The organism is Enterobacter cloacae complex sp. P24RS (assembly GCF_014982165.1).
GTDB lineage: Bacteria > Pseudomonadota > Gammaproteobacteria > Enterobacterales > Enterobacteriaceae > Enterobacter > Enterobacter quasihormaechei.
Genome location: NZ_JADCKU010000001.1, coordinates 98,063 through 119,320, shown reverse-complemented (window position 1 = coordinate 119,320; position 21,258 = coordinate 98,063). Strand labels below are relative to the sequence as shown.

19 protein-coding genes and 1 pseudogene are annotated in these 21,258 nt (G+C 58.7%); 17 read left to right on the top strand and 3 right to left on the bottom strand.

Going from position 1 to position 21,258, the window contains the following annotated elements; genetic code table 11:
• Positions 1–11 precede the first annotated feature (11 nt).
• The 6 genes from INF58_RS00545 to INF58_RS00520 are packed head-to-tail and all read left to right on the top strand — an operon-like array spanning position 12 to position 7,560.
• Positions 12–1,019 carry a TauD/TfdA family dioxygenase gene (locus INF58_RS00545; RefSeq protein ID WP_193036033.1) on the top strand — a complete coding sequence of 336 codons (1,008 nt, stop codon included), beginning with the start codon at positions 12–14 and terminating at the stop codon, positions 1,017–1,019.
• A 44-nt stretch (positions 1,020–1,063) separates the two neighbouring features.
• Entirely contained in the window at positions 1,064–2,266 is a 1,203-nt protein-coding gene (locus tag INF58_RS00540; RefSeq protein ID WP_193526784.1) for a pyridoxal phosphate-dependent aminotransferase, read from the top strand.
• Entirely contained in the window at positions 2,263–4,134 is a 1,872-nt protein-coding gene (locus tag INF58_RS00535; RefSeq protein ID WP_112792215.1) for an FAD/NAD(P)-binding protein, read from the top strand. Before INF58_RS00540 ends, INF58_RS00535 begins: the two co-directional genes overlap by 4 nt.
• A gap of 5 nt (positions 4,135–4,139) precedes the next feature.
• On the top strand, positions 4,140–4,754 hold the full coding sequence (locus INF58_RS00530; RefSeq protein WP_107534116.1) for a cysteine hydrolase family protein: 615 nt from the start codon (positions 4,140–4,142) through the stop codon (positions 4,752–4,754).
• The gene (locus tag INF58_RS00525; RefSeq protein WP_107534115.1) at positions 4,754–6,025 is read left to right on the top strand and encodes an MFS transporter; all 1,272 of its coding nucleotides are present in this window, start codon (positions 4,754–4,756) and stop codon (positions 6,023–6,025) included. Before INF58_RS00530 ends, INF58_RS00525 begins: the two co-directional genes overlap by 1 nt.
• Complete coding sequence (locus tag INF58_RS00520; RefSeq protein WP_107534114.1) at positions 6,022–7,560, top strand: 2-isopropylmalate synthase; 1,539 nt, start codon at positions 6,022–6,024, stop codon at positions 7,558–7,560. The genes INF58_RS00525 and INF58_RS00520 overlap by 4 nt, the downstream gene beginning before the upstream one ends.
• A 38-nt stretch (positions 7,561–7,598) precedes the next feature.
• Here the strand turns inward: INF58_RS00520 and panM are convergent, their stop codons facing one another.
• Positions 7,599–7,982 (bottom strand): aspartate 1-decarboxylase autocleavage activator PanM, encoded by a 384-nt coding sequence (gene panM / locus INF58_RS00515; RefSeq protein WP_193526783.1) that lies wholly within the window; start codon positions 7,980–7,982, stop codon positions 7,599–7,601.
• A 424-nt stretch (positions 7,983–8,406) separates the two neighbouring features.
• Here panM and livK point away from each other — a divergent pair, with 424 nt between their 5' ends.
• From livK to ugpQ, 10 genes and pseudogenes are all read left to right on the top strand, one after another.
• Positions 8,407–9,516: a high-affinity branched-chain amino acid ABC transporter substrate-binding protein LivK gene (gene livK / locus INF58_RS00510; RefSeq protein WP_063865376.1), complete on the top strand. Its 1,110-nt coding sequence runs from the start codon at positions 8,407–8,409 to the stop codon at positions 9,514–9,516.
• 46 nt (positions 9,517–9,562) lie between these two features.
• Positions 9,563–10,489, top strand: coding sequence for a high-affinity branched-chain amino acid ABC transporter permease LivH (gene livH / locus INF58_RS00505; RefSeq protein ID WP_063449544.1), 927 nt, complete (start codon positions 9,563–9,565; stop codon positions 10,487–10,489).
• A pseudogene (locus INF58_RS00500) lies at positions 10,486–11,762 on the top strand (high-affinity branched-chain amino acid ABC transporter permease LivM). The gene livH and the pseudogene INF58_RS00500 overlap by 4 nt, the downstream one beginning before the upstream one ends.
• Positions 11,759–12,526, top strand: a complete 768-nt coding sequence (gene livG, locus INF58_RS00495; RefSeq protein WP_193526782.1) for a high-affinity branched-chain amino acid ABC transporter ATP-binding protein LivG — start codon at positions 11,759–11,761, stop codon at positions 12,524–12,526. The pseudogene INF58_RS00500 and the gene livG overlap by 4 nt, the downstream one beginning before the upstream one ends.
• Position 12,527: 1 nt before the next feature.
• The gene (gene livF, locus INF58_RS00490; RefSeq protein WP_074160928.1) at positions 12,528–13,241 is read left to right on the top strand and encodes a high-affinity branched-chain amino acid ABC transporter ATP-binding protein LivF; all 714 of its coding nucleotides are present in this window, start codon (positions 12,528–12,530) and stop codon (positions 13,239–13,241) included.
• Positions 13,242–13,486: 245 nt separating this feature from the next.
• A complete protein-coding gene (gene ugpB, locus INF58_RS00485; protein ID WP_193526781.1) occupies positions 13,487–14,803 on the top strand; it encodes a sn-glycerol-3-phosphate ABC transporter substrate-binding protein UgpB in 1,317 nt (438 codons plus the stop codon).
• Positions 14,804–14,909: 106 nt separating this feature from the next.
• Entirely contained in the window at positions 14,910–15,797 is an 888-nt protein-coding gene (gene ugpA / locus INF58_RS00480; RefSeq protein ID WP_193526780.1) for a sn-glycerol-3-phosphate ABC transporter permease UgpA, read from the top strand.
• Positions 15,794–16,639: a sn-glycerol-3-phosphate ABC transporter permease UgpE gene (gene ugpE, locus INF58_RS00475; protein ID WP_045347706.1), complete on the top strand. Its 846-nt coding sequence runs from the start codon at positions 15,794–15,796 to the stop codon at positions 16,637–16,639. The genes ugpA and ugpE overlap by 4 nt, the downstream gene beginning before the upstream one ends.
• A 1-nt stretch (position 16,640) precedes the next feature.
• Positions 16,641–17,711 (top strand): sn-glycerol-3-phosphate import ATP-binding protein UgpC, encoded by a 1,071-nt coding sequence (locus tag INF58_RS00470; protein WP_063449539.1) that lies wholly within the window; start codon positions 16,641–16,643, stop codon positions 17,709–17,711.
• Positions 17,708–18,448 carry a glycerophosphodiester phosphodiesterase gene (ugpQ, locus tag INF58_RS00465; protein WP_131637033.1) on the top strand — a complete coding sequence of 247 codons (741 nt, stop codon included), beginning with the start codon at positions 17,708–17,710 and terminating at the stop codon, positions 18,446–18,448. The genes INF58_RS00470 and ugpQ overlap by 4 nt, the downstream gene beginning before the upstream one ends.
• Here ugpQ and INF58_RS00460 read toward each other — a convergent pair.
• Positions 18,438–18,809, bottom strand: a complete 372-nt coding sequence (locus INF58_RS00460) for a DUF2756 family protein (RefSeq protein WP_063449537.1) — start codon at positions 18,807–18,809, stop codon at positions 18,438–18,440. The two genes, ugpQ and INF58_RS00460, sit on opposite strands and share 11 nt — an antisense overlap.
• Before the next feature lie 122 nt (positions 18,810–18,931).
• Between INF58_RS00460 and ggt the strand changes: the two genes are divergently transcribed.
• The gene (gene ggt, locus INF58_RS00455) at positions 18,932–20,677 is read left to right on the top strand and encodes a gamma-glutamyltransferase (protein ID WP_193526779.1); all 1,746 of its coding nucleotides are present in this window, start codon (positions 18,932–18,934) and stop codon (positions 20,675–20,677) included.
• 40 nt (positions 20,678–20,717) lie between these two features.
• On the opposite strand, the gene yhhY is transcribed toward ggt, so the two are convergent.
• Complete coding sequence (gene yhhY / locus INF58_RS00450) at positions 20,718–21,206, bottom strand: N-acetyltransferase (RefSeq protein ID WP_193034091.1); 489 nt, start codon at positions 21,204–21,206, stop codon at positions 20,718–20,720.
• Positions 21,207–21,258: the final 52 nt, after the last annotated feature.

The following is a 21,258-nucleotide window of genomic DNA, read 5'->3' as shown; positions in this document are numbered from 1 at the left end:
TGCAAGACATCATGAAACCGTTTTATCATTTTTCGGATGAAGAAAACAAAGAATTAACCCGCTTCTTCCAGCAAATTGTTGTTAATCCTTATACGGATTATCAGGCGTTTAAGCTTGCGGTTGCTGAGATTTGTTATTTTAGAGGCGTACCAGGCTTTTTTGTCGATATTTGTACCGCAATTAAAAATGAACGCGAGTCGGGCGTAAGTGATATTCATGTATTACGCAATTGCCCACGGGATATCGACTTGCCTGAGTTGGATCCGGAAAATCCCATTAGCGATAAATATAAAAAGAAAAAAACATTTATCGGCGAGGTACTGCTGGAATGTTTTTCGCTGCTAACCGATACACCGTTATTAGCCTACGGCAGCCGTAATAATGGAGATTTCTTTACCGATGTTATTGCTATTCGCAAATACAGCGGGCAATTAACGGGTTTTAGCGATAGTGAACTGGTCTACCATAACGACCGTACCGCTCACGCGGTACGCGCTGATTTCGTCACGCTTTTGGGTCTACGCAGCCCGGACGAGGAGCTGATTTTTACCGGCTATATTGACGGCAAAGCCATTCTGGCGCACCTGACGGACGACCAGCAGGCGGCGCTTCGCCAGCCGTGGTATCGCACCCAGTTTGACGTTTACTCCCGTGAAACCAACCGCCGTCAGGTGAGCTCGCCGGATCACGCCATTTTGAAAAATCACCATAGCATTCGTTACCTGGATACGTTGACTCACGTTGCGCCAGAGGCGCCCAATGAGGCAAAAGACGCCCTGATTGCTTTTATGCAGGCGATGACCAAAGCGGATAAACAGCGCCACCGGATTTTGCAGGGCGACCTTTTAACCTTCGCCAACCAGGATGGATTGCACAACCGGGAAAAAATTGAAATTAAGGATAAAGAGAATGCCGCGCGCCGCTGGCTATTAAAAACCTATGCATTCCGCGATCGGCAAACTGCCGAGAAATATCAGGAACACTGGCATAACGGTATTTTTGGCCGGGTTGAAGATTAGTCCGCTTCGCAAAATTTATTTCTTTATTTAACGGAACATGTACGATGAGAAACGTCGCCGATCGCGTAAAGCGTATAGGGTTATCAGAAACCTATGCCATTCTCGATAAAGTTAAAACCATGCAGGCGGAAGGGAAATTTATTTATGATTTAGGCGGCGGCGAGCCTGATTTCGCCACACCAAATCATATTACTAATTACACTATAACGGCGATGAAAAATGGCATGACCCATTACACCGCCAGTAAAGGTACGCCTGGATTATTAAAAGCCATCGCCAGCCAGCTCTTTGAAGAAAACCAGCTGCCGGTTCAGTGGAATAAAAATATTATTGTGACGCCTTCGGCGAAACACGCGCTGTTTATTACGCTGATGACGCTGCTGAATCCTGGCGATGAAATCGTGATCCCCACCCCCTGCTGGGTGAGCTATATCGCAATGGCGGAAATGGCCGGGGCGAAGCCGGTGACCCTGCCGCTGGCAAAAGAGAATCAGTTCTTCCTCACCCGTCAGGCGCTAGAAAGTTGCATCACCGCGAAAACCCGCGTGCTGTTGCTTAATAACCCGAACAACCCCACCGGGCGGGTGTTAACAACAGAGGAGATCGACGCGGTCTGCCAGGTCGCGCAGAAGCATGACCTGTTCGTGGTGATGGATGAAATTTACGAACATATCCGCTATCTGCCGGGACGCCATCGTAGCCTCGCGGCGGAACCCGGCATGTTTGAGCGTACCGTCACTATCAGCGGTTTCTCCAAAGCCTGGGCGATGACCGGCTGGCGGCTCGGCTACCTCAGCGCGCCGGAAACTCTGCTCAATGAAATTCTTAAAGTTCAGCAGCACAGCGTGGGATGCGCCGGCTCCTTCGTGCAGCAGGGCGGGTTGGCCGCGCTGATTGGTGACCGTCAGCCGATGCTGGATATGGTGGCGCACTACCGTCAGCGCAGGGATCTGGTGGTAAACCGGCTAAACGCCATTCCGGGGATCGCCTGCCGGGCGCCGGAGGGAGGACTGTACGTTTACGCCGACATCAGCGGCCTGGGTATGGGGGACGCCCGGGCTGTAACACACTGGCTGCTGACTCACGCCCATGTTGCCGTCACGCCGGGTACCGCATTCGGCAAGGAGGAATCCAGCGCGATTCGCCTGTCGTTTGCCGGGGCGACTGACACGCTTATCGCCGCGCTGGATAGCATCAGCCAGGCGCTCGCTGACTGCCCGTATCCGCTAAAGCAGGTGGCGTCATGAGCGAAGCGCTTCGAATCGCCATTATTGGCAATGGCCCTCGGGCGCTTTCGGTACTTGAACGCCTCGCCGCGCGTTTACAGGACCAGCCGGACGCCGGGGTGGAAATCCACTATATCGATAAACAGCACCCCGGAACGGGCCGTATCTGGCGCCAGGAACAGGATGCCGCTTTCGTCATGAATACCGTAGCGGAAGAAGTCTCCGCCTTTTCCGGCGAAGGCGACGTGGCAACGGCTCGTCCAGGCTGCGGCCCTTCGCTCGCCGCCTGGTGGCGTGCCACGCGGGACGACTTCCCTGGCGAGAATGCCTGGGCGCCGCGTGCGCTGTATGGCGAATATATGCACTTCGTTCTGAACTGCATCAAAGCCTCGTTTAGCCCGGCGCAGCGCTTTTGCCCTCGACAGGCGGAGGTAACAGACATAGTGCCGTTGAACAATAGCCGGGCGGTGCTGTTATTTCGCGATGGTGAAACCCTCACGGTAGACCGCGTGGTTATTGCCAGCGGCCATCCCCGTAACAGCCTGAGCGAACAGGAGCAGCGCTGGCAGGCCTATGCAGACACTCATCCGTCGCTGCGCTGGGTGCCTGGCGATTCAGCCGCCGATATGCCGCTGGAGGAGATCGCCCCCGGCAGCGCCGTCGGCATTTTAGGACTGGGGCTGTCGTTTCTGGATGTCATGGCGGCGTTAACCACCGGGCGCGGCGGCCAGTTTATTGAGCAGGCCGATGGCTCACTGCGCTATCAACCCTCCGGGCGCGAGCCGCGTCTGGTGGCCGGTTCACGCAGTAGTCTGCCCATCCCCGGCCGTGGGCGTAACCAGAAGCCCGCTAACTTCCGCTATCAAAGCGTGCTTTTTACCCAGGAGCGTGCCGAGGCCCTGGCCGCCCGCGGACAACTCGATTTTGATCGCGACGTGCTGCCGCTGCTGATGGCAGAGGTCAACCTGACCTGGTACGCCACCACGCTGCGCCAGCGTTTTGGCCTTTCCGCCGAGCTGGAATTTCGTGCCTGCGCGCAGGCGCTGGAGGTTGAGGCGTTTGATAGCCTGCCGGACATCGCCGCGCGCTTTGGCCTCACCGATGTGCCTGCACTGGATATTTATCAGCTCGGCGATCCCTTTCGTGAGCGCCGGTTCATCTCCGCGAGCCATTTCCACGCCGCGCTGCGCGAAGAGCTGGTTCGCGATAGTGAACACGCGGAGGGAGGTAACGTGGATAACCCGCTTAAGGCAGCGCTGGATACGCTGCGCGATACTCGCGGGCTGGTGCGCAGAGTGGTGGATTTCGGCGGTCTGGCTCCGGCCTCGTTTCGCGATGCGTTTCTCTCCCGCTACTCCCCGGTGAGTGCGCTGCTTTCCGCCGGGCCGCCGCGCTACCGAACCCGACAAATGCTCGCTCTGATTGACGCCGGCATTCTGGCGGTCGTCGGGCCGCGTATGCAGATCACCTGCGGCGTGGAAAGCGCTGCTTTTGAGCTCTCTTCCCCACAGGTAGAAGGGGCCGTGTGGCGCGTAGAGACGCTGCTGGACGCCAGGGTGCCGGGGCAGGATCTGACGCGGGATCTATCGCCGCTGACTCAGGCGCTGCGCCAGCGTGGTCTCTGGCAAAACTTCACCGTGGAAGATGCCGATACCCGCTTTCAGACCGGCGGCGTGGCGGTTACCCGCGCGCCATATCATCCCCTTAACCAGCAGGGGAAGGCGGTTCCCCAGCTTTACGTTATTGGTATTCCCAGCGAACACACGCGCTGGTTTATGTCCGCTGGCAGCAGCCGCCCGGGCTATTGGACTGATTTTATCTGCGATGCGGATGCCATTGCAGAACACATCTTAACGGCGCTACCCGCTGCCGATCTTAAGCAGGAATAAAGACGATGAAAAAAATGGCGTTACTGATGTTGGATTTTCTCAATGAGATAGTCCATCCCGATGGCGTATACGCGCAGATGGGTTACTACCAGCAGGTGCGGGAAAAAGGGGTGATTAAACAGGCTGCTCAGGCGCTGGCAGGGGCGCGTGCCGCTCATACTCCGGTGGTGCATGTGGTAGTTGGTTTTTCTGAAAACTACGTTGAATGCCCAACCGGCTCCGAGGTTTTTGATATCGCACGTCGCAACCGGCTTTTGCGTTTTGACACCTGGTCGACGGATATCGTCGAAGCGCTGGCACCGCTGCCGGAGGAGAGCATTGTCCGCAAGCATCGGGTTGATCCGTTTTACCAGACCAGCCTTGAATTGACGCTGCGAAGCATGGGCGTGGACACGCTGGTGCTGGCCGGTGTTTCTACCGAGTTTGTGGTGCTGGCGACGGCGATGAGCGCCCACGATCGCGGTTTTCACGTCGTAGTGCTGGAAGATGCCGTTGCGGCGGTGAATAACGTGAAACATCTGGCGGCTCTGGAGGTGATTGGCAGTACCGCTGAACGGCGAAAAACCGCCGATCTTTTCCCGGCTCGCCGGACGTTTAATGCCACTCAGGAGGCCCTCTGATGACAGAAGTTGCAACGACTCTGCTGCGCGGCGCGCGCCACCGCTGGAAAGTGTTGGGTATTGGCGTAGCGGCCAACGCCTGTTTCTCAATGGTGGTAGGAGGCTTGCCGGCGACGGCGGTCTTTATGCGTGCCGATTACAACATCAGCAATGCCGAGCTGGGGTTCGTGCTTGGGATGCTGGGATTGGGGATCGCGATTAGCGAGCTGCCCTGGGGGCTTTTGACCGACCGCTGGGGCGACCGCCCGATCCTGCTGACCGGCTTGTTAAGTACCGGCGCGATGTTGCTGCTGATGGCGGCCTTTGCCGCGCCGCATAACGGTTTTATTCCCGCATACGGCCTGCTTATTACCGGAGTGTTGTTTATCGGACTGCTTGGCAGCAGCGTAAACGGCTCCAGCGGCAGGGCGATCATGGCCTGGTTTCAGGAGGGGGAGCGCGGTCTGGCGATGAGTATCCGTCAGACCGCGGTACCGATGGGCTATGGGATTGGCGCGTTACTTCTCCCCTGGCTGGCGGCTACATGGGGGTTTGTAACGATGTTTATCGTCTCTGCGCTGCTGTGCGCCGTGGTGGGTTTTTATGCCTGGCTGTGGTTGCACGAGCCGGATCGCGTCGGGGGCAATACGGCTCAGGCTGCTACTGCGTCTGCCGTACCGGGCAAAGGGCCGCTGTACGATCCTGCCATCTGGAAAATCGTGCTGGCAATCGGCATTCTCTGCGGGCCGCAGTTCGCGCTGCTCACTTTCGGATCGGTCTTCCTGCACGACTTCGCCCATATCGACGTGGCCGTAGTGTCCGTGTGCCTGGCGGTTATCCAGGTTGGGGCGATGGTGTCGCGCATCTGGAGCGGACGCTGGACGGACAAAAATAAAAACCGTAAGCGTTATCTCAAAAGCTGCACGCTGATAAGCATTCTGGCTTTTGTGCTGCTGAGCGTGCTGGTAGGCATCTGGCCGACTCTGCCGCATCAGGGAGCAACCCTTGCCTTACTGGCGGCGCTATTTATCCTCTCCGGCGTGGTGGTCTCAGCCTGGCATGGCGTGGCCTATACCGAGCTGGCGTCAATGGCGGGGGCAAAACGCGCCGGAACAGCGCTGGCAATGGGCAACACCAGCGTGTTCGTGGTGATGTTTATCACTCCGATCGCTATCCCTTGGATGCAAACGCACTTTAGCTGGAGCAGCGTCTGGCTCGCCTCAGCGGCGTGTGCGGTTATTGCGCTCTGGTTTTTCCCGAAGGTGGAGAAAAAGCAGGAGAACGCAGCATGAGCGCGCATGTGACCAGTGGTAAATATTGCCCGATGCCGCAGCCTGAACTGCCGAACCGACAGTGGCCGACACGCGCGCTGCTCCACGCACCACGCTGGTGTAGCGTTGATCTGCGCGACGGCAACCAGGCGCTGCCGGAGCCAATGAACCCTCAGCAAAAGCGGGCACTTTATCAGCAGTTGGTAGCGATGGGCTACAAAGAGATTGAAGTAGGTTTTCCCGCCGCCTCGGAAACCGACTACCAGTTTGTACGAACCCTGATAGACGACGGGTTGATCCCCGATGACGTACGCATCCAGGTGCTGACGCAGGCGCGAGAAAACCTTATCGCCGACACCGTTGCCGCCCTGAGTGGGGTAAAAGAGGCGGTGGTGCATCTCTATAACTCTACGTCGTTACAGCAGCGCGAGCAGGTCTTTAATCTCAGCCGCGCTGGGGTGATCGAACTGGCGCTACAGGGCGTGCGCTGGCTGCTGGAGGAGATGGCAAAGGTGGAGCAAAATTGGGTGCTGGAGTACTCCCCGGAGAGTTTTACTGCCACCGAGATGGATTTTGCGCTGGAGATTTGCAACGCGGTTATCGACCTGTGGGTGGGGAAGACGGGGCGGGAGGTGATCATCAACCTGCCTGCAACCGTCGAGCTGGCTTCGCCAAACGTCTATGCCGACCAGATTGAATGGATCTCAGGTAAGCTTCGCCACCGCCAGAAGGTGACGCTTTGCGTGCATCCTCATAACGATCGCGGTTGCGCGGTGGCGGCAGCGGAAATGGCGTTGCTTGCGGGCGCTGAACGTGTAGAAGGCACACTGTTTGGCAACGGCGAACGTACCGGCAATGTCGATCTGGTCACGCTGGGGTTAAACCTGTTGGTGCAGGGCGTCGATCCGCTGATTGATTTCAGCCAGCTTCCGCAGGTGGTGAATGTCTATGAGTCGGCGACGGGAATGACGGTGCCGCCGCGCCATCCCTACGCCGGAAGCCTGGTATTCACCGCCTTTTCCGGTTCGCATCAGGATGCGATCCGCAAATCAATGGAGCTGCAAAAATACCGCACCCGTTGGGATGTGCCCTATTTACCCCTCGACCCGCACGATATTGGCCGTAGCTACGAAGGGATCATCCGCATCAATGGTCAGTCGGGCAAAGGAGGACTAGGCTACCTGCTGGATTATTACTACGGCATTCGCCCGCCGCGCCCGCTGCTTATTCGGTTTCAGCAGCACATACAGACGCTGGCGGACGCCAGTAACCAGGAGCTGGAGCACGCGTTTCTGCACCAGCAATTTCACGCGTTTTTTGCGACCTGTGACAGTATCAGCGAAGCGCATCCCGGCGGTACGCCCGCAGAATTTCACCCCCAGTGGGATAGCCATCGGCTGGGAGCATCACAGGTGATGAGCTATGTCTGGGGAACGTGGCAGGGCGAACTGGTATACGGTATCGGGCTGGATATTAGTGAAGAGAAAAGCCGCCACCGTGCCTGGGGGCAGCTGTTGCGCTCGCTGCCGGTGAGCGTGATCAGCGTGCCGCTGTAACACACTTGCGCCGCACAAGCTTCATGCGGCGCGAGTTTTTAGCGCTTCTCCCACCCGTTCGCCTGCGCCGTAAACCCTAACGCCTGCATAAACACCGCCATCACGCCGCGATCCTCTACGCCCACGTCGGCCATCCACCAGGAGGTCACGCTCGGGTTTTCACGGATCACCTCTTCAATTAAATACTGCCCGACCCCACGGCGGCGGGTCACGTCGCGCACGCGAAGCGAGTCCAGCGCGCCTTCCGTACCGCTCAGCGTTACGCGAACGGCGGCCAGCAGGCGCTCGTTAAAGCGCGCGGCATAAATGCGGCGGTTCTCATCGACGGCCAACGACGAAGGGGAATATTCCGGCCAGATCTTGCCCAGGTCGATATGATCCTGTTCGCTAAAGGTCACCAGACGAACGATTGTCAGTTTCATTAGCTGCTTGTCCAAATCAAAAAAAGTAGGGCCAGTGTACTCAATTTATTTGCTCAGGCGCGTTCTCTTTTTATTCCCGTTTGCCAGGTGATTCGTTTTTTAGCGGCGACATGGGCAGTTCGAAAACACATGGATTGAAAAATAAGCAGGATTTTAACCTGAAGGGCAGTGATTTATTCCGCGCATTGTACCGTTATTTTATGCTGCAAAACGCGCTTTTATTTGTTTATCTCTGCCTGAATTCAGAATATTATCTTTCCTTAATCTCCTGAAAAATAGAGATATTAGTCTGGTTTTTGATAAAAAACCGCGCTAAACCCTTAAAGGCACTGGTAAAAATAGCGTTGTTCATTAAAAGTACAGAATGCTTTTTAACCATAATAAAACAAAATATAAACATCACTTCACGAATGGGGATTCTGAGATGAAAAGGAACGCGAAGACGTTAATCGCGGGGATGGTCGCACTGTCGATCTCGCATACCGCTATGGCGGAGGACATTAAAGTTGCGGTAGTGGGTGCGATGTCCGGTCCTGTTGCCCAGTGGGGTGACATGGAGTTCAACGGTGCGCGCCAGGCCATAAAAGACATCAACGCTAAGGGCGGCATCAAAGGCGACAAGCTGGTGGGCGTGGAATATGACGACGCCTGCGATCCGAAACAGGCCGTCGCGGTCGCCAACAAAATCGTTAACGATGGCATCCAGTATGTCATTGGCCACCTCTGCTCGTCCTCCACGCAGCCCGCGTCCGACATCTACGAGGACGAAGGCATTCTGATGATCACCCCGGGCGCCACCAACCCGGAGCTGACCCAGCGCGGCTATCAGCACATCATGCGTACCGCCGGCCTGGACTCTTCTCAGGGACCGACCGCCGCCAAATATATCCTCGAGACCGTTAAGCCACAGCGTATCGCCATCATTCATGACAAGCAGCAGTACGGCGAAGGTCTGGCGCGCTCCGTGCAGGACGGCCTGAAAAAAGGCGGCGCGAACATCGTCTTCTTCGACGGCATTACCGCCGGTGAAAAAGACTTCTCCGCGCTGATCGCCCGCCTGCAAAAAGAGAATATCGACTTCGTCTACTACGGCGGCTACTACCCGGAAATGGGCCAGATGCTGCGCCAGGCGCGCGCCACCGGCCTGAAAACCCAGTTTATGGGGCCAGAGGGGGTGGGCAATGCCTCTCTGTCCAACATCGCGGGGGATTCTGCCGAAGGTATGCTGGTCACTATGCCAAAACGCTATGACCAGGATCCGGCCAACAAAGCTATCGTGGATGCGCTCAAGGCACAGAAGAAAGATCCGAGCGGTCCGTACGTCTGGATCACCTACGCGGCCGTGCAGTCTCTGGCAACGGCAATGGACCGTACCGGCAGCAAAGAACCGCTGGATCTGGTGAAAGATTTAAAAGCACACGGGGCGAACACCGTGATTGGGCCGCTGAACTGGGATGAGAAAGGCGATCTGAAGGGATTTGAATTTGGTGTCTTTAAGTGGCACGCCGACGGGTCTTCCTCGGTCGCCAAATAATTATCCCACCGCCCGGCTCTCCGGGCGGGTATAAAAAGGTTTGCATATGTCCGAGCAGTTTCTCTACTTTTTGCAGCAGATGTTTAACGGCGTCACGCTGGGAAGCACCTACGCGCTGATAGCCATCGGCTATACGATGGTTTACGGCATTATCGGCATGATCAACTTCGCCCACGGCGAGGTGTACATGATCGGTAGCTACGTCTCCTTTATGATCATCGCCGCGCTGATGATGATGGGCATCGACAGCAGCTGGCTGCTGGTGGCCGCCGGGTTTGTCGGCGCGATTGTGATCGCCAGCGCCTACGGCTGGAGCATTGAGCGCGTGGCCTACCGGCCGGTGCGCAGCTCCAAGCGTCTTATTGCGCTGATTTCCGCGATTGGTATGTCGATCTTCCTGCAAAACTACGTCAGCCTGACCGAAGGCTCGCGCGACGTGGCGCTGCCAAGCCTGTTTAACGGCCAGTGGATTGTGGGAGCCAGCGAAAACTTCTCTGCCTCTGTCACCACCATGCAGCTGGTTATCTGGGTTGTCACCTTCCTGGCGATGCTGGCCCTGACCGTTTTCATCCGCTACTCCCGCATGGGACGCGCCTGCCGCGCCTGCGCGGAAGATCTGAAGATGGCGAGTCTGCTCGGCATCAACACCGACCGCGTCATCGCTCTGACCTTCGTGATTGGTGCCGCAATGGCGGCGGTGGCGGGGGTTCTGCTCGGCCAGTTCTACGGCGTAATTAACCCGTACATCGGCTTTATGGCCGGGATGAAAGCCTTCACCGCGGCGGTACTGGGCGGTATCGGCAGCATTCCGGGCGCGATGATCGGCGGCCTGATCCTGGGCGTGGCGGAGGCGCTCTCCTCGGCGTACCTGAGCACCGAATATAAAGACGTGGTGTCGTTTGCCCTGCTGATTCTGGTTCTGCTGGTGATGCCTACCGGTATTCTGGGCCGTCCGGAGGTAGAGAAAGTATGAAACCGATGCATTTTGCTATGGCGTTGCTCTCTGCCGCCATGTTCTTCGTACTGGCGGGCGTCTTTATGGGCGTCCAGTTAGGGCTGGACGGCACGAAACTGGTGGTCGATACCGCCCCTGACATCCGCTGGCAGTGGGTGTTTATCGGCACCGCCGTGGTGTTTCTGTTCCAGCTGTTGCGTCCGCTGTTCCAGAAGACGCTGAAAAACGTCTCCGGGCCGAAGTTCGTTCTGCCGGCAATCGACGGTACCACGGTAAAGCAGAAGCTGTTCCTCGTGGCGCTGCTGGTGGCTGCCGTGGCGTGGCCGTTTATGGTGTCGCGCGGCACGGTGGACATCGCCACCCTGACCATGATTTATGTGATCCTCGGCCTCGGTCTGAACGTGGTGGTGGGGCTGTCCGGCCTGCTGGTGCTGGGCTACGGCGGTTTCTACGCTATCGGCGCGTACACCTTCGCGCTGCTGAACCACTATTACGGCCTCGGCTTCTGGACCTGTCTGCCGCTGGCGGGGCTGGTCTCTGCCGCCGCAGGCTTCCTGCTCGGCTTCCCGGTGCTGCGCCTGCGCGGTGACTACCTGGCGATTGTGACCTTAGGCTTCGGTGAAATCGTCCGTATCCTGCTGCTCAACAACACCGAAGTGACCGGCGGGCCGAACGGCATCAGCCAGATCCCGAAGCCGACCTTCTTCGGCCTGGAGTTCAGCCGTACCGCCCGCGAAGGCGGCTGGGATACCTTCAGCAACTTCTTCGGCATCAAATATGACCCGTCCGACCGCGTGATCTGGCTCTACCTGGTGGCGCTGCTGCTGGTGGTCATTACCCTGTTCGTGATCAACCGCCTGCTGCGCATGCCGCTGGGCGCGCGTGGGAAGCGCTGCGCGAAGATGAAATCGCCTGCCGCTCTCTGGGCCTGAACCCGACCCGCATCAAGCTGACCGCGTTTACCATCAGCGCCGCGTTTGCCGGTTTCGCCGGCACGCTGTTCGCCGCGCGCCAGGGCTTCGTCAGCCCCGAGTCGTTCACCTTTGCCGAATCGGCCTTTGTGCTGGCGATTGTGGTACTCGGCGGGATGGGCTCGCAGTTCGCCGTGATCCTCGCGGCCATCCTGCTGGTGGTCTCCCGCGAGCTGATGCGCGACTTTAACGAATACAGCATGCTGATGCTGGGTGGTTTGATGGTGCTGATGATGATCTGGCGTCCGCAGGGTCTGCTGCCGATGACGCGTCCACAGCTGAAGCTTAAGCGTGCGGAAGCGAAAGGAGAGCAGGCATGAGTCAGTCATTATTATCCGTTAACGGTCTGATGATGCGTTTTGGCGGCCTGCTGGCGGTCAACAACGTGAACCTGGATCTGCATAAAAAAGAGATCGTCTCCCTGATTGGCCCGAACGGCGCGGGGAAAACCACGGTCTTCAACTGCCTGACCGGTTTCTACAAGCCGACGGGCGGCACCATCATGCTGCGCGACCAGCACCTGGAAGGGCTGCCGGGCCAGCAGATTGCCCGCATGGGCGTGGTGCGTACCTTCCAGCACGTGCGGCTGTTCCGCGAGATGACGGTGATTGAGAACCTGCTGGTGGCACAGCATCAGCAGCTCAAAACCGGCCTGTTCTCCGGCCTGCTGAAAACCCCGGCCTTCCGCCGCACGCAGGAGGAGGCGCTCGATCGCGCCGCCACCTGGCTCGACCGTATCGGCCTGCTCCAGCACGCCAACCGTCAGGCGAGCAACCTGGCCTATGGCGACCAGCGTAGGCTGGAGATCGTACGCTGCATGGTGACCCAGCCGGAGATCCTGATGCTCGACGAACCGGCGGCGGGCCTCAACCCGAAAGAGACCAAAGAGCTGGACGAGCTGATTGCCGAGCTGCGCGATCATCACGACACCACCATCCTGCTGATTGAGCACGACATGAAGCTGGTGATGGGCATTTCGGACCGTATCTACGTGGTAAACCAGGGCACGCCGCTGGCAAACGGCACGCCGGAAGAGATCCGCAACAACCCGGACGTGATCCGCGCATACCTTGGTGAGGCATAAGATGGAAAAAGCGATGTTAACGTTCGACAAGGTCAATGCGCACTACGGCAAGATCCAGGCGCTGCACGACGTCAGCCTGCACATCAATCAGGGTGAAATCGTCACCCTGATTGGCGCCAATGGCGCGGGAAAAACCACGCTGCTCGGCACCCTGTGCGGCGACCCGCGCGCCACCAGCGGGCGGATTGTGTTTGATGGCAAAGACATTACCGACTGGCAGACCGCCAAAATTATGCGTGAAGCGGTGGCGATTGTCCCGGAAGGGCGCCGCGTCTTCTCGCGCATGACGGTGGAAGAGAACCTGGCGATGGGCGGCTTTTTTGCTGATCGCGACCAGTATCACACCCGCATAAAATGGGTGTACGAACTCTTCCCGCGCCTGTGGGAACGCCGCATCCAGCGTGCGGGCACCATGTCCGGCGGTGAACAGCAGATGCTGGCGATTGGCCGCGCGCTGATGAGCCAGCCGCGCCTGCTGCTGCTGGACGAACCGTCGCTCGGTCTTGCGCCGATCATCATCCAGCAGATTTTCGACACCATTGAGCAACTGCGCAAAGAGGGGATGACCATCTTCCTCGTCGAGCAGAACGCCAACCAGGCGCTGAAGCTCGCCGATCGCGGCTACGTGCTGGAGAATGGTCGCGTGGTGCTCGAGGATACCGGCGATGCGCTGCTGGCGAACGAAGCGGTGCGGAGCGCGTACCTGGGCGGCTGAGCCGTCTGTAGTGCCCGGTGGCGCTACGCTTACCGGGCCTACGGATACCCTCCAGGCCGGGTAAGGCGCAGCCGCCACCCGGCTTTTTTCATATTAACCCCTTCACACAACCATCATCCCCCTGACGCCTGGCCGTCATTTATCTGTAAACAAACAGTTATTTTTCTGTCATTCGAGCATGTCATGTTACCTCGCGAGCACAAAACGCGTGATATCGCGCATCCGGCATAATAAGAGAGATGACAATGACATCGTTACGACACACGGCTTTGGGTCTGGCAATCGGTCTGGCTTTTGCGACGAACGCAATGGCCGTGACCACCATTCCGTTCTGGCATTCCATGGAAGGGGAGTTGGGTAAAGAGGTTGACTCCCTGGCGCAGCGTTTCAACGACACCCACCAGGATTACAAAATTGTGCCGGTGTACAAAGGCAACTACGAGCAGAGCCTGAGCGCGGGCATCGCCGCCTTCCGTACCGGCAACGCGCCTGCGCTGTTGCAGGTGTATGAAGTCGGCACCGCGACCATGATGGCCTCGAAAGCCATCAAGCCGGTCTACGAAGTGTTCAAAGACGCGGGCATCAACTTTGACGAATCCCAGTTCGTGCCGACCGTCTCCGGTTACTACACCGATTCCAAAACCGGCCACCTGCTGTCCCAGCCGTTTAACAGCTCCACGCCGGTGCTGTACTACAACAAAGATGCCTTCAAAAAAGCGGGCCTGGATCCGGAGCAGCCGCCAAAAACCTGGCAGGATCTGGCCGAGTACACCGCGAAGCTGAAAGCGGCGGGCATGAAGTGCGGCTACGCCAGCGGCTGGCAGGGCTGGATCCAGATTGAGAACTTCAGCGCCTGGCACGGCCTGCCGGTTGCCACCAAAAACAACGGCTTCGACGGCACCGACGCGGTTCTGGAGTTCAACAAGCCGGAGCAGGTGAAGCACATCGCGCTGCTGGCGGATCTGAACAAGAAGGGCGACTTCAGCTACTTCGGGCGTAAAGACGAATCCACCGAGAAGTTCTACAACGGCGACTGCGCCATTACCACCGCGTCTTCCGGCTCGCTGGCGGATATCCGTCACTACGCCAAATTCAACTACGGCGTGGGCATGATGCCGTACGACGCCGACGTAAAAGGCGCGCCGCAGAACGCTATCATCGGCGGGGCCAGCCTGTGGGTGATGCAGGGTAAAGAGAGCGGCACCTATAAGGGCGTGGCCGAGTTCCTCGACTTCCTGGCGAAGCCGGAAAACGCGGCTGAATGGCATCAGAAAACCGGCTATCTGCCGATCACCAAGGCCGCGTACGACCTGACCCGCGAGCAGGGCTTCTACAGCAAAAACCCGGGCGCGGATATCGCGACGCGTCAGATGCTGAATAAGCCGCCGCTGCCGTTTACCAAAGGCCTGCGTCTGGGCAACATGCCGCAGATCCGCACCATCGTGGATGAAGAGCTGGAAAGCGTGTGGACCGGGAAGAAAACCCCGCAGCAGGCGCTGGACTCTGCGGTAGAGCGCGGCAATCAGCTGCTGCGCCGCTTTGAGCAGTCGACGAAATCGTAATCTGTGATTCGCCCGGTGGCGCTGCGCTTACCGGGCCTACGACGTGCCCCATCCAGGCCGGGTAAGGCGTAGCCGCCACCCGGCATTGTTCAGGAATCAAATCTCCATGTCCTCATCCCGTCCGGTGTTTCGCTCCCGCTGGCTGCCGTACCTGTTGGTCGCGCCTCAGCTGGTCATCACCGTTATCTTCTTCATCTGGCCTGCGGGCGAAGCGCTGTGGTACTCGGTACAAAGCGTCGATCCGTTCGGGCTGTCCAGCCAGTTCGTTGGGCTGGACAACTTTACGGCGCTGTTCCACGACAGCTATTACCTGGACTCCTTCTGGACGACGATCAGGTTCAGCGCGCTGGTGACCGTGAGCGGCCTTGTCGCGTCGCTGTTTTTCGCCGCGCTGGTGGATTACGTGGTGCGCGGCAGCCGCCTGTATCAGACCCTGATGCTGCTGCCTTACGCCGTGGCCCCCGCCGTGGCTGCCGTACTGTGGATCTTCCTGTTTAACCCCGGACGCGGGCTGATTACCCATTTTCTGGCGGAATTCGGCTATGACTGGAACCACGCTCAGAACAGCGGTCAGGCGATGTTCCTCGTGGTGTTCGCCTCGGTGTGGAAGCAGATCAGCTATAACTTCCTGTTCTTCTTCGCCGCGCTGCAATCCATTCCGCGTTCGCTGGTGGAGGCCGCCGCCATCGACGGCGCAGGGCCGGTGCGCCGCTTCTTCAGGCTGTCGCTGCCGCTGATCGCCCCGGTCAGCTTCTTCCTGCTGGTGGTTAACCTGGTGTACGCCTTCTTCGATACCTTCCCGGTGATCGACGCCGCCACTGCGGGCGGTCCGGTGCAGGCGACCACCACGCTCATCTACAAGATCTACCGCGAAGGGTTTGCCGGACTCGATCTCTCGGCCTCTGCCGCGCAGTCCGTCGTGCTGATGTTCCTCGTCATCATCCTCACGGTAGTGCAGTTCCGCTATGTCGAAAGTAAGGTGCGCTACCAATGATTGAGAACCGTCGCGGGCTGACGATTTTCAGCCATACCCTGCTGATCCTGGGTATCCTCGTTATCCTGTTCCCGCTGTACGTGGCCTTTGTCGCCGCCACGCTGGACACCAAAGCGGTGTTCGACACGCCGATGACCCTGATCCCGGGCGGGCACCTTTTCGAAAACATGAAGACCATCTGGACCCAGGGCGTGGGCGCCAACAGTGCGCCGTTCTGGCTGATGATGCTCAACAGCTTCATCATGGCGTTCGGCATTACGGTGGGCAAAATCACGGTGTCGATGCTCTCGGCCTTCGCCATCGTCTGGTTCCGCTTTCCGCTGCGTAACCTGTTCTTCTGGATGATTTTCATCACCCTGATGCTGCCGGTGGAGGTGCGTATCTTCCCGACCGTGGAGGTGATCGCCAACCTGAAGATGCTGGACAGCTACGCGGGCTTAACCCTGCCGCTGATGGCCTCGGCGACCGCCACCTTCCTGTTCCGCCAGTTCTTTATGACCCTGCCGGACGAGCTGATTGAGGCCGCGCGCATCGACGGTGCCTCCCCGATGCGCTTCTTCCGCGACATCGTGCTGCCGCTGTCGAAAACCAACCTCGCGGCGCTGTTTGTGATCACCTTTATCTACGGCTGGAACCAGTACCTGTGGCCGCTGCTGATCGTTCAGGACGTTAACCTCGGCACCGCCGTGGCGGGCATCAAAGGCATGATCGCCACCGGTGAAGGCACCACCCTCTGGAACCAGGTGATGGCGGCGATGCTGCTCACCCTAATCCCACCCGTAGTCATTGTTTTAGCCATGCAGCGCGCGTTTGTCCGCGGCCTGGTCGATAGCGAGAAATAAGATGGCAGGTTTAAAACTTCAGGCAGTTACCAAAAGCTGGGACGGTAAAACCCAGGTCATTCAGCCGCTGACGCTCGACGTGGCGGACGGCGAATTTATCGTGATGGTCGGCCCGTCCGGCTGCGGGAAGTCCACGCTGCTGCGCATGGTGGCGGGGCTGGAGCGCGTCACGTCCGGGGATATCTGGATTGACCGCCAGCGCGTCACCGAGATGGAGCCAAAAGATCGCGGCATCGCGATGGTGTTCCAGAACTATGCCCTCTATCCGCACATGAGCGTGGAAGAGAACATGGCCTGGGGGCTGAAAATTCGCGGGATGGGCAAAGGCCATATCGCCGAGCGCGTAAAAGAAGCCGCGCGCATTCTGGAACTTGACGGCCTGCTTAAGCGCCGCCCGCGCGAGCTCTCCGGCGGCCAGCGCCAGCGCGTGGCGATGGGGCGCGCCATCGTGCGCGACCCTGCGGTATTCCTGTTCGACGAACCGCTCTCGAATCTCGACGCCAAGCTGCGCGTGCAGATGCGCCTTGAGCTACAGCAGCTGCATCGCCGTCTGAAAACCACGTCCCTCTATGTCACCCACGATCAGGTCGAAGCCATGACCCTCGCCCAGCGCGTGATGGTGATGAACAAAGGCATTGCCGAGCAGATTGGCACGCCGGTGGAGGTCTACGAAAAACCGGCCAGCCGTTTTGTGGCGAGCTTTATCGGCAGCCCGGCGATGAACCTGCTGGACGGGCGGATCAATGCTGCGGGAACCCACTTTGAACTGGAAAGCGGGATGGCGTTACCGATCAACTGGTACTATCGTGGGTACGCCGGGCGTAAGATGACGCTCGGCATCCGCCCGGAGCATATTGGCTTAACGTCTCAGGCGGACGGCGGCGTGCCGCTGGTGATGGACACGCTGGAGATGCTGGGCGCCGATAACCTGGCGCACGGGCGCTGGGGCGAGCAAAAGCTGGTGGTGCGCCTGCCGCATCAGGAGCGCCCGAAGGCAGGCAGCACGCTGTGGCTGCATGTGCCGGAAAATCACCTGCACTTATTTGACGGTGAAACAGGACAACGAGTATGAGCAACTGGCCTTACCCCCACATCGTCGCCCACCGTGGCGGCGGTAAACTGGCGCCGGAGAACACCCTGGCGGCGATTGACGCTGGCGCACGCTACGGCCACACGATGATCGAGTTCGACGCCAAGCTGTCGAAGGACGGCGAAATTTTCCTGCTGCATGACGACAACCTCGAACGCACCAGCAACGGCTGGGGCGTGGCGGGCGAACTGCCGTGGCGCGATCTGCTGAAGGTGGACGCCGGAAGCTGGTTCAGCGGTGATTTCAAAGGCGAGCCGCTGCCGCTACTGGCGGAGGTGGCGGACCGGTGTCGTCAACACGGCATGATGGCTAACATCGAAATCAAACCGACCACCGGCACCGGGCCGCTGACGGGCAAAGTGATTGCGCTGGCCGCGCGTGAGCTGTGGGAAGGCATGACGCCGCCGTTGCTCTCCTCGTTTGACATCGACGCGCTGGAAGCCGCACAGGCGGCTGTGCCTGAACTGCCGCGCGGGCTGCTGCTGGACGAGTGGCGTGAGGACTGGCGCGAACTGACGGGCCGCTTAGGCTGCGTCTCTATCCATCTGAACCATAAGCTGCTGGATGCGGCGCGGGTCAAAATGCTGAAAGACGCAGGTCTGCATATCCTGGTCTACACCGTCAACAAACCCCAGCGTGCAGCCGAACTGCTGCGCTGGGGTGTAGACAGCATCTGTACCGATGCGATTGACAAGATCGGGCCAGACTTTATTTATTAAGCATGCTGCCGTTCTGCTGGGTCGGCAGCATATGCTGCTGACCGCTGCTTTGCGACATCCCGCCCCCTAACATCCCGCCGTTTGGGTTTTGCAGCGGCTGCTCGCGCATCTGGCCCTGCTGGACGCGCTGGGTGTTAGCGTTCATCTGGTTTTGCAGGTGCTGCTGCTGCACCTGGGTCTGCGTCTTTAACTGCTGGTTGAGCATCCCTTTCTGCTGTTGTTGCTGGCTCATCATCTCCGTCTGCATACGCTGCTGGCTCGGAATGACGTAGCCCGGCTGGTTCGGGTTGTTCAGGGTGTTAATGGGCTGTGCGAGCGCGGCGAACGGGAGCAGCGCGGTCAGGATCAGGAATCGTTTCATGGTTATCTCCTCCTTTGAGGCTTCTCTTAAGTTTACCCCTAAACCAGCATAACGATGATTTTTTAAGAGTTGTGAACCAGGCTTAAGCGGGGAATATGGACCCCTTCACCTGGAGAACAATAATGATGAAACCAACCTTTTTGCGCTGGGTCGCCCTCGCTGCGCTGATGGCAGGCGGCACATTTACCGTTGCGGCCAACCCGCCCGCCGCTCCTCCGGTCTCTTACGGCGTGGAGGAGGATGTTTTTCACCCCGTGCGGGCCACGCACGGCATGGTGGCCTCGGTTGACGCGCTGGCAACCCAGGTAGGCGTCGATATTCTTAAGCAGGGCGGTAACGCGGTGGACGCGGCGGTCGCGGTCGGGTACGCGCTGGCGGTAACGCACCCGCAGGCGGGGAACCTGGGCGGCGGCGGGTTTATGATGCTGCGCACCAAAGACGGTAAAACCACGGCCATCGACTTCCGTGAGATGGCGCCGAATCAGGCCTCCCGCGATATGTTCCTCGACGATCAGGGCAACCCGGACAGCAAAAAATCCCTGACGTCGCACCTTGCGTCCGGCACGCCTGGCACCGTTGCGGGCTTCTCGCTGGCGCTGGAAAAATACGGCACGCTGCCGCTGAACAAGGTGGTGCAGCCTGCTATCAAGCTGGCGCGTGACGGCTTTGCGGTGAACGATGCGCTGGCGGACGACCTCAAAACTTACGGCAGTGAAGTGATTCCGAATCACGAAAACAGCAAGGCGATTTTCTGGAAAGACGGTGAGCCGCTGAAGAAGGGCGATAAGCTTGTGCAGAAAAACCTCGCCAAAAGCCTGGAGCTGATTGCGGAAAACGGTCCTGACGCCTTCTATAAAGGGGCGATTGCCGATCAGATTGCCGATGAAATGCAGAAGAACGGCGGGCTCATCACCAAAGCGGACCTGGCAGAATACAAGGCGGTGGAGCGCGAGCCGATTAGCGGCACCTATCGCGGGTACGAAGTCTTCTCCATGCCGCCGCCGTCCTCCGGTGGCATTCACATTGTGCAGATCCTCAACATTCTTGAAAACTTTGATATGCACAAGTTCGGCTTCGGCAGCGCGGACGCCATGCAGGTGATGGCGGAAGCGGAAAAGCGCGCCTACGCCGATCGCTCGGAATACCTTGGCGATCCGGATTTCGTGAAGGTGCCGTGGCAGGCGCTGACCAACAAAGCGTATGCCAAATCGATTGCCGACGAGATCGACATCAACAAGGCGAAGCCGTCCAGCGAGATCCGCCCCGGCAAGCTGGCACCGTATGAAAGTAACCAGACCACGCATTTCTCGGTGGTGGATAAAGACGGTAACGCGGTGGCGGTGACCTATACGCTGAACACCACTTTCGGCACCGGGATCGTAGCGGGCAACAGCGGCATTTTGCTGAATAACGAGATGGATGATTTCTCGGCCAAGCCGGGCGTGCCGAACGTGTACGGGCTGGTCGGCGGGGATGCTAACGCCGTGGGGCCGAAGAAGCGTCCGCTGTCGTCCATGTCGCCAACCATCGTGGTGAAGGACGGTAAAACCTGGCTGGTGACCGGCAGCCCTGGCGGGAGCCGCATCATTACCACCGTGCTACAGATGGTAGTGAACAGCATCGATTTTGGCATGAACGTCGCCGAGGCGACCAATGCGCCGCGTTTCCATCATCAGTGGCTGCCGGATGAACTGCGCGTCGAGAAGGGCTTTAGCCCGGACACGATAAAACTGCTTGAGCAGCGCGGACAAAAGGTGGCGGTGAAAGAGGCGATGGGCAGCACCCAGAGCATTATGGTCGGGCCGGACGGGGCGCTGTTTGGCGCGTCGGACCCGCGTTCGGTAGATGATTTAACGGCGGGGTATTGATGTTTAGCCGGGTGGCGGCTTCGCCTTACCCGGCAACAAACTACTTCATTCGCGCCATATAATACGCATCCACGTACTCACCGTTGCGCAGGCCGTAGCGCTTGCCGGTGCCTTCAATTTCGAATCCGTGCTTTTTGTACACCGCGATTGCCGGTTCGTTATCCACAAACACCGTTAACTCAATGCGGTCGACGCGCAGCCAGTTGTCGCACATATCGATCATGGTACGCATCAGGGCGCTGGCGACGCCCCGGTTTTGCCACTGCGCACCCACACAAATTCCGAAATCGGCAACGTGGCTGCGACGTGGGCGCTGGGCTACGGCAATGCACAGGTGCCCGGCGACGGTCCCGTCGATGCAGGCGACCAGCTGTTTAATGCCTGGCTGATCGGTTAGCCGCTCCTGCCACATCTGCTCTGAGGGATGAGGAACCTGTAGCGTGTTGTGGTACACCTCCGGCTGGGCGTGGATCTGACGAATGGCGTCGTAATCTTTCGGTTCCGCATGGCGTATCACTATCTCACTCATTCCTTGTTCCTCAGTCGGTTAAAAATCCCTTCCAACATCATTGACTTTAAAA

What these genes read in the sequence shown, in the direction of transcription:
- livF (WP_074160928.1), top strand. Translation starts at nt 12,528, where the DNA reads ATGGAAAAAGCGATGTTAACGTTCGACAAGGTCAATGCGCACTACGGC.
- INF58_RS00525 (WP_107534115.1), top strand. Translation starts at nt 4,754, where the DNA reads ATGACAGAAGTTGCAACGACTCTGCTGCGCGGCGCGCGCCACCGCTGG.
- livK (WP_063865376.1), top strand. Translation starts at nt 8,407, where the DNA reads ATGAAAAGGAACGCGAAGACGTTAATCGCGGGGATGGTCGCACTGTCG.
- ugpQ (WP_131637033.1), top strand. Translation starts at nt 17,708, where the DNA reads ATGAGCAACTGGCCTTACCCCCACATCGTCGCCCACCGTGGCGGCGGT.
- INF58_RS00545 (WP_193036033.1), top strand. Translation starts at nt 12, where the DNA reads ATGAAACCGTTTTATCATTTTTCGGATGAAGAAAACAAAGAATTAACC.
- panM (WP_193526783.1), bottom strand. Translation starts at nt 7,982, where the DNA reads ATGAAACTGACAATCGTTCGTCTGGTGACCTTTAGCGAACAGGATCAT.
- ggt (WP_193526779.1), top strand. Translation starts at nt 18,932, where the DNA reads ATGATGAAACCAACCTTTTTGCGCTGGGTCGCCCTCGCTGCGCTGATG.
- INF58_RS00470 (WP_063449539.1), top strand. Translation starts at nt 16,641, where the DNA reads ATGGCAGGTTTAAAACTTCAGGCAGTTACCAAAAGCTGGGACGGTAAA.
- INF58_RS00520 (WP_107534114.1), top strand. Translation starts at nt 6,022, where the DNA reads ATGAGCGCGCATGTGACCAGTGGTAAATATTGCCCGATGCCGCAGCCT.
- yhhY (WP_193034091.1), bottom strand. Translation starts at nt 21,206, where the DNA reads ATGAGTGAGATAGTGATACGCCATGCGGAACCGAAAGATTACGACGCC.
- INF58_RS00540 (WP_193526784.1), top strand. Translation starts at nt 1,064, where the DNA reads ATGAGAAACGTCGCCGATCGCGTAAAGCGTATAGGGTTATCAGAAACC.
- ugpA (WP_193526780.1), top strand. Translation starts at nt 14,910, where the DNA reads ATGTCCTCATCCCGTCCGGTGTTTCGCTCCCGCTGGCTGCCGTACCTG.
- ugpE (WP_045347706.1), top strand. Translation starts at nt 15,794, where the DNA reads ATGATTGAGAACCGTCGCGGGCTGACGATTTTCAGCCATACCCTGCTG.
- INF58_RS00530 (WP_107534116.1), top strand. Translation starts at nt 4,140, where the DNA reads ATGAAAAAAATGGCGTTACTGATGTTGGATTTTCTCAATGAGATAGTC.
- livH (WP_063449544.1), top strand. Translation starts at nt 9,563, where the DNA reads ATGTCCGAGCAGTTTCTCTACTTTTTGCAGCAGATGTTTAACGGCGTC.
- INF58_RS00535 (WP_112792215.1), top strand. Translation starts at nt 2,263, where the DNA reads ATGAGCGAAGCGCTTCGAATCGCCATTATTGGCAATGGCCCTCGGGCG.
- INF58_RS00460 (WP_063449537.1), bottom strand. Translation starts at nt 18,809, where the DNA reads ATGAAACGATTCCTGATCCTGACCGCGCTGCTCCCGTTCGCCGCGCTC.
- ugpB (WP_193526781.1), top strand. Translation starts at nt 13,487, where the DNA reads ATGACATCGTTACGACACACGGCTTTGGGTCTGGCAATCGGTCTGGCT.
- livG (WP_193526782.1), top strand. Translation starts at nt 11,759, where the DNA reads ATGAGTCAGTCATTATTATCCGTTAACGGTCTGATGATGCGTTTTGGC.